Annotated in this window: 7 protein-coding genes and 1 pseudogene; 6 read left to right on the forward strand and 2 right to left on the reverse strand. The window is 67.4% G+C overall.

Annotated elements, in window-relative coordinates:
• Positions 1-4: 4 nt before the first annotated feature.
• Positions 5-1,315 carry an MFS transporter gene (locus HMPREF2990_RS08830; protein ID WP_070764168.1) on the reverse strand — a complete coding sequence of 437 codons (1,311 nt, stop codon included), beginning with the start codon at positions 1,313-1,315 and terminating at the stop codon, positions 5-7.
• Between the two features lie 65 nt (positions 1,316-1,380).
• On the opposite strand from HMPREF2990_RS08830, the gene thrC reads away from it, so the two are divergent.
• The 3 genes from thrC to HMPREF2990_RS08840 are packed head-to-tail and all read left to right on the forward strand — an operon-like array spanning position 1,381 to position 3,993.
• Entirely contained in the window at positions 1,381-2,823 is a 1,443-nt protein-coding gene (thrC, locus tag HMPREF2990_RS08835; protein ID WP_070764170.1) for a threonine synthase, read from the forward strand.
• 11 nt (positions 2,824-2,834) lie between these two features.
• Positions 2,835-2,960, forward strand: coding sequence for a hypothetical protein (locus HMPREF2990_RS13280; RefSeq protein WP_256380987.1), 126 nt, complete (start codon positions 2,835-2,837; stop codon positions 2,958-2,960).
• The gene (locus tag HMPREF2990_RS08840) at positions 2,953-3,993 is read left to right on the forward strand and encodes a S1 family peptidase (RefSeq protein WP_246817506.1); all 1,041 of its coding nucleotides are present in this window, start codon (positions 2,953-2,955) and stop codon (positions 3,991-3,993) included. The genes HMPREF2990_RS13280 and HMPREF2990_RS08840 overlap by 8 nt, the downstream gene beginning before the upstream one ends.
• Positions 3,994-3,998: 5 nt before the next feature.
• Here HMPREF2990_RS08840 and HMPREF2990_RS08845 read toward each other — a convergent pair whose 3' ends face one another.
• Complete coding sequence (locus HMPREF2990_RS08845) at positions 3,999-4,697, reverse strand: hypothetical protein (protein WP_070764172.1); 699 nt, start codon at positions 4,695-4,697, stop codon at positions 3,999-4,001.
• Positions 4,698-4,757: 60 nt separating this feature from the next.
• Between HMPREF2990_RS08845 and HMPREF2990_RS08850 the strand changes: the two genes are divergently transcribed.
• From HMPREF2990_RS08850 to HMPREF2990_RS08860, 3 genes and pseudogenes are all read left to right on the forward strand, one after another.
• On the forward strand, positions 4,758-5,282 hold the full coding sequence (locus tag HMPREF2990_RS08850) for an NUDIX hydrolase (RefSeq protein WP_070764174.1): 525 nt from the start codon (positions 4,758-4,760) through the stop codon (positions 5,280-5,282).
• A complete protein-coding gene (locus HMPREF2990_RS08855) occupies positions 5,279-5,863 on the forward strand; it encodes a glycoside hydrolase family 25 protein (RefSeq protein ID WP_070764175.1) in 585 nt (194 codons plus the stop codon). The genes HMPREF2990_RS08850 and HMPREF2990_RS08855 overlap by 4 nt, the downstream gene beginning before the upstream one ends.
• An 11-nt stretch (positions 5,864-5,874) precedes the next feature.
• Positions 5,875-6,572: pseudogene (locus HMPREF2990_RS08860) on the forward strand (hypothetical protein); the annotation flags it as partial.

Here is a 6,572-nt window from a genome sequence, read left to right on the forward strand (position 1 = left end):
GCAATTATGTGCGGGAGACGATGGGGACGTGGCGGGTGATGTGTGTGGCGCGGCGTCGAGAAGCGAGCAGCCCGATCAGGCACACGGCTGCCGTGCCGAAGAAGGCGAGCCAGGCGAAGCGGAAATCGGCCCACGTGAACGCCGTGCCATCCAGTAGCACCCCGACGAGCTGCGAGCCGACCATGCAGGCGATGAACCCGCCCATGTTCGCCAGGCCCGTGCCGGTGGCCACCATCTCGGCGGGCAGGTACTCGCGCAGGGTGTCGAAGCCGAAGTTGCCTGCGGGCATACACAGCCCGAGCAGCGACGTCACCACCGCGGCGGCGGTAAACCCGCGCGGTTCGGCGGAGGCGAAGAACACCGCGAACGCCACTGGCACGATCGCGCCGATCCACAGCGAGGCGAGATCACGGCGCACGCCGAGCCGGGCCGAGACCACGCCCATGAGCGGGGCGGCGATCACGTTGCCCACGCTAAACAGGATCAGTGCGGTGCCGGCCTGCGCTTCGGAAAGCCCCATCCCCTGGGTCATGAGCGGCACGCCCCACAGCAGGGAGAAGGAGAACATCCAGAAGATCCCCCAGCCGTGAATGAAAAAGGCCTCCCACGCGATAGGCGAGCGCACCACCGTGCGCAGCGTAAACGCCAGTGGCACGCGCTGCGCCCGCTTTTGCGCGTGCACTTCTCGACGCTGCTCGCGCGTCATCGCCGACCACTCCGGTGAATCCGACACCACCACCGCGGCCACGAGCGCCACCAGCACGCCGAGCGCGCCGAGCGAGACGAACGCGATCGTCCAGCCGCGCGCGCCGAGTAGCGCGAGGAAGGGCACGGCGGAGAGGAACTGCCCGAGCTGGCCGAGCGCGCCGGTCAGCTGCGTGTACAGTGGCGTCTTTGTCGGCGGGAACCAGTAGGGGAGGATGCGCATGACGGAGAGGAACGCGGTGGCGTCGCCAAGCCCGATGCACGCGCGGGCGGCGAGTGCGAGACCGTAACTTGTGGTCAAACCCAGGGTGATCTGGCCTGCGGCCATCACCAGCGCGCCGGTGACCAGCATGAAGCGCGGACCGAGCCGGTCGATCGCTAGGCCGGTCGGCACCTGGGCCGCGGCGTACACGCCGACCTGCACTGCGGTGAACACGGCGATGCGGGAGGCGCTGACCTCGAAGCGCGCCATCGCGTCCATGCTGGCCACTCCAAAGGAGGTCCGGCCGAAGATCGCCACGATATAGACGGCGACCGCGCCCCACCAGACAGCGAGCGCGGTGCGTGTGACCTTCTCCCGCGGGTGAAACGACACCGTAGTTTTCTTCATGCGCCGCACACTAACATTCACGCATTCGACCCGCCGCGGGGGTGCGTCCCGTAAGATTGACGGCCGTGGATTACATTTCGACTCGCGACCAGACCGCCACCCCGCACAAGTTCACCGACATCCTGCTCGGGGGCTTAAGCGCCGATGGCGGCTTGTTCATGCCCGCCACCTACCCGCGCCTTTCGCCTGCGCTTCTCGACGAGTGGCGCACCCTCCTGCGCGACAAAGGGTACGCAGCCCTGGCGGCCGAGGTAGTCAAGCTTTTCGTGGACGACATTCCGGCCGCAGCGATCGAGGAACTCACCGCCAAGGCCTACCACACTCCGAAGTTCGCGCACCCGGACATCGTGCCGGTGACTGAGCTGGACGAGAAGCTCTCGATCGCCCACCTTTCTGAGGGCCCGACCGCGGCGTTTAAGGACATGGCGATGCAGCTGCTCGGCGAGCTGTTCGAGTACGAGCTGGCCCGCCGCGGCGAAACGCTCACCATCCTGGGCGCGACCTCGGGCGATACCGGCTCGTCCGCCGAGTACGCGATGCGCGGCCGCGAGGGCATCCGCGTGTTCATGCTCACCCCGGCCGGCCGCATGACGCCCTTCCAGCAGGCGCAGATGTTCGGCCTGGACGACCCGAATATCTTCAACATCGCCCTCGACGGCGTCTTCGACGACTGCCAGGACGTGGTCAAGGAGGTCAACGCGGACGCCGCCTTCAAGGCGAAGTACGCGATCGGCGCGGTCAACTCGATCAACTGGGCGCGCCTGCTCGCGCAGACCGTCTACTACATCTCCACCTACCTGCGTGTGACCTCATCGAACGAGGAGCGCATCTCGTTTTCGGTGCCGACGGGCAACTTCGGTGATGTGTGCGCAGGTCACGTCGTCAAGCAGATGGGCCTGCCCATCGACCGCCTGATCGTGGCCACGAACGAAAACGACGTGCTCGACGAGTTCTTCCGCACCGGCAACTACCGCCCCCGCTCCGCGGCCGAGACCCAGGCGACCTCGTCGCCGTCGATGGACATCTCCAAGGCCTCCAACTTCGAGCGCATGCTTTTCGACGCCCTCTCGCGCGACGCCGCCACCACCGCCCACCTCTTCGGCACCAAGGTCAAGGAGGGCGGCTTCGGCCTCGACGAGATGGGCGGTAAGCAGGTGCTCGAGCGCATCCGCGAGGACTTCGGCTTCGCCTCCGGCTCCTCGACGCACGCCGACCGCCTTGCCACCATCAAGCAGACGTGGGAAGAGTATGGGGTGATGGTCGACCCGCACACCGCCGACGGCATCCACGTCGCCCGCGGCCTGGCCGACGAGGTGGACACGCGCATTGTCGTGCTGGAAACCGCGCTGCCGGTGAAATTCGCCGACACCATCGTTGAGGCGACCGGGCGCGAGCCCGAGGTGCCGGAGCGCTTCGCCCACATCATGGACGGCGCGCGCCACGTCACCGACCTGCCCAACGACGCGGAGCGGGTCAAGCAGTACATCGCAGACAACGCCGAGAAGTAAAGGAGCGCCCAATGGCACAGGAACAGTTCGCAGGACCCGACTACTTCACCGAGTTCGACCCGGAGAAGTTCTTGCGCGACATCAAGATCCAGGCCGAGGAAGCCAAGGAGGGCACCGACTCGGAGCAGCGTGACTGACCCCACACAACCCGGGACGCATTACCCGGCCGGCGGCTACGGACCGGGCGGCAACGAGGCCCGCAAGTACCAGCCAGCCCACGGCGAGCAGTGGACCTTCCCCACGCCTGTGCAACCTGTGAAGCGCAGCCACAACGCCGCGTGGGCGCTGTGCGTGGTTGCTGCTGTGCTGCTCGTCGCCACGGTGGTGTGGGCTGGGCTGCAGACCCCGCAGGCACCGTCGCTAAGCAGCGCCGAGCAAGACGCCCGCGAATCGGTGCAGACCCCGCGCGAGCAGGACGCGGCCGCGAGCGAAAACCAGGTCCGCGTGCCCGCGTTTGCCCTGTGGGCGCCCGGCACGCGCATCCAGTCCACCGACCACAAGCCCGCGCCGGGGGAGAGCTTTACCGCCCAGTCGTGCACGACGGCGCTGAGCTTTACCGACGCCGCGGGTGAGCACTACGCGGTGACCGCCGGGCACTGCGGGCGCGTCGGCGATTTCGTGTGGCCGACCAACGCCACGCACGCCTACGACTACGCCCGCGAGGTCGGCCACTTCATCTACTCCGGGCTCTACAGCGGCGACGGTTCGGCGGCGGACGGGGTCGACGTGGGCATCATCAAGATCACCGACCCGGAGCGCTACATGGAAGTCATCGGCGACCCGATCCCCACCGGCGTTGCCGAGCAGATCCCGCCCGTCGAGCGCGTCTGCAAAACAGGTGCGACCACCGGCTACACCTGCGGCGAGTTCGTGGACACGCAGCGGGTGCAGATCGTCAACGCGGGCGCCGACGAGGACCGCGAAACCTTCGGCGACATCGCCAGCGTCTGCGCCGCCGCCGGCGACTCCGGCGGGCCCGTCTTCACCGAGGTCCACGGCCGCGCCGTGATCATTGGCGTCGTCTCCGGCACCGAGGCCGGCCGCAGCGAGGAGGACTGCTGGGAGGGGATGGAGGACCCGAAGCTCATGTCTTACTCGAATGTCGAGCAGCTCATGGCGGTGATCAACCACGTCGTCCCCGACGCCGTGTGGGAGCACCAGACCTGGTAGGCGCGTTACAGGCCCCACTTCTCGCGGAACGCCGCGCCGGTCGGCTCGTGTTTGAACGTGTGCGGGCGCGAGGGGCGTGCCTCCATGATGGTCAGCTCCTCGGGGCCAAAGGCCTCGAAGGTCGTCCGGTCGAGGTAGGGGCGCAGCCCGAACTCCTCCCACGCGGGGCGCAGATCCTCTCCGTCGGCGTCGAGCCACGTAAGTGTTGCGAGTCGGCCGCCGGATTTCTCCAGGTTGTTGGTCACGGTCACCGAGTCCGCGCCGTGGTCCGCGCCGAAGTGCAACAGCTCGTCGAGGGGCTGCGGCGGCACGGTGGAGAAGCAGAAGCCGAGCAGCTCGAAGCGCATGTTATCGGTCGTGCGCAGCGTGAGTGTGTCGACGCAGTTTTGCTCGAGCAGGCGGGAGAGGTGGCCGGTGGCGTCGGGGTCGGTAAACGCGGCGTCGCTAAGCGTGCCCTGCACGGCGACCCCGGTGGCGGTGGTGGCGACGCGCGCATCGGCGATCACCCCGGGCCGGATGCTGGCGGTGACATTCGCAGCATCGGCGGGCGCCGGGTTCCAGGCGCGCACCGGCGCGGCGGGCGCGTTGGCCTCCGCGGACTGGCGGTAGCTGGCCAGCGCGGCAACCATCACCACAAGCGCGATGAGCAGCGCGCCGTAGCCGGCGATGAACGCTGCTTTGGGGACTCGCTTCAGGGTCTGCATCGCCGCTTAGCCTAGTCGACGTAGACTCGAAGCCACGATAAGACGCGAAAGGATTTGACTGTGCCAATTCCGGAATTCATCGTGCAGATCCGCGAAAAGATCGGCCACGACCCGCTCTGGATCCCGGCGGTCGCCGCGATTGTCCTGCGCGACTCCGCGGACCAGTCCGCCTGGGCCATGCCCGAGGTGCTGCTCGTGCGGCGCGCGGACAACGGAAAGTGGACGCCGATCACGGGGATCGCCGACCCCGGCGAGCAGCCGCACGACGCGGCGGTGCGCGAGGTGCGCGAGGAGACCGGCATCGAGACCACGCCCGCCGCGATTCTGGGTGCCGGCTCGATCGGCCCGGTCGTGCACGCGAACGGCGACAAGGCCAGCTACATGTCGGTGCAGCTGCGGCTGGATCCGGTTGATCCGACCGCGGAGCCGGTGGTCGGCGACGACGAGTCGGTCGAGGTCGGCTGGTTCCCCATCTCGCGCATGCCAGTCACCGACCCGAAGTGGCGCTTGGTGATTGCGGATGCGGCGGCGCAGCGCAGGCACCCGGCGTCGTTTCAACCGCGGATGGGGTTTGCCAAGCGGTGAGGCTCGGCGTCGATTGCTCCGAGTACCAGGCCGGGATTAACTTTTCCGGCTTCGACTTCGCGATCCTGCGCACCACCGACGGCACCTACCAGGACCCGTGCTTCGCGCAGTTGCTCGCCGCCGCTACTGAGGCCGGCTGCGCGCTGGCCACGTATCACTTTTTGCGCAGCCCGTCTGAGGGCACCACGATCGCCGAGCAGGTCGACGCCGCGCTCGATGTCCTCGGGCCGCATCGGCTGCCGATGTGGCTCGATGTGGAGTCGCCAGCGGGGCTTTCGCTTCTCGACGTCCGCAACGCCCACGCCACCTTCCGCACCGTCGGCATCCCCGTCGCCGGCGTGTACACGAACACCCGCTACTGGCGACGCCACATGCGCCTAGCCAACCCGGCCGAATTCGGGGCGCTGTGGCTCGCGCAGTGGGGCGACAACACGGTCACCGATCCGGCGCTGCTGGGCGCGTGGCCTTCTCCGCTGGGCATGCCGCGGCCGCAGCTGTGGCAGTTCACCTCGCGCGGGCGCGTCGGCGGGATTGAGGTTGATTTGAACCTAGCGGTTGCGGGGTCGGTGGGCCTGCGCTAGGTTTTGGGCTTATGGGGGATCAACAACAATTACGGGCCTTTTTGGCCTTCAAAGCAGGGGGAATCGCAGCACTCCGCCTCGTCTACGAGGCAGGCCTCGACGCGGATACGCTTGTCGGGATGGGCGCGGCCGACGACTACGCCGACACGCTCGTGCGCCTCGCCCGCCGCTTCTTTCAGCGAACGAGCCACTCGCGCTACCAACTCGAAGCACGCGCTGCGGCAGAAGCCAACCGGCACTGCATCGAAACCCTCGAGCTGATCGAACACACCGCACGCCGGATCACCAACCCGACCAAGCGCTGGGAATACACCGCCGAGCTGTGCGCCACCGAGGGTGACACCACCACCATCAGCAAGAAAGCCACCCGACTGCGCAAAGACTACCTGCCACCACGCCCGCCGCAAGACGGGGTGCGCATCCAACGCAGCGAGATGCACGACAAGTTCATCATCCGGCTCACCGGCCCCACCAACGACTTACAGGACCTGGTCACCACGTTTGAAACCCCCGGCGAGGACGGCAAACCCATTGACCCGATCGACTGGCTAGTCAACAACCGCCACATCGTCCAAGCACCGGTGGCGATACACGCGATTATCACCGACAAGGACATCGACCACGTCCTCGCCGGCACGGATGACCGACCCGACCAGGAACCGGTCGTGGTGACCAACACTGGTGTGAAGATGACCACCAGCCAGGTGCT

The organism is Corynebacterium sp. HMSC071B10 (assembly GCF_001814825.1).
Classification (GTDB): domain Bacteria; phylum Actinomycetota; class Actinomycetes; order Mycobacteriales; family Mycobacteriaceae; genus Corynebacterium.

What these genes read in the sequence shown, in the direction of transcription:
- HMPREF2990_RS08830 (WP_070764168.1), bottom strand. Translation starts at nt 1,315, where the DNA reads ATGAAGAAAACTACGGTGTCGTTTCACCCGCGGGAGAAGGTCACACGC.
- HMPREF2990_RS13280 (WP_256380987.1), top strand. Translation starts at nt 2,835, where the DNA reads ATGGCACAGGAACAGTTCGCAGGACCCGACTACTTCACCGAGTTCGAC.
- HMPREF2990_RS08845 (WP_070764172.1), bottom strand. Translation starts at nt 4,697, where the DNA reads ATGCAGACCCTGAAGCGAGTCCCCAAAGCAGCGTTCATCGCCGGCTAC.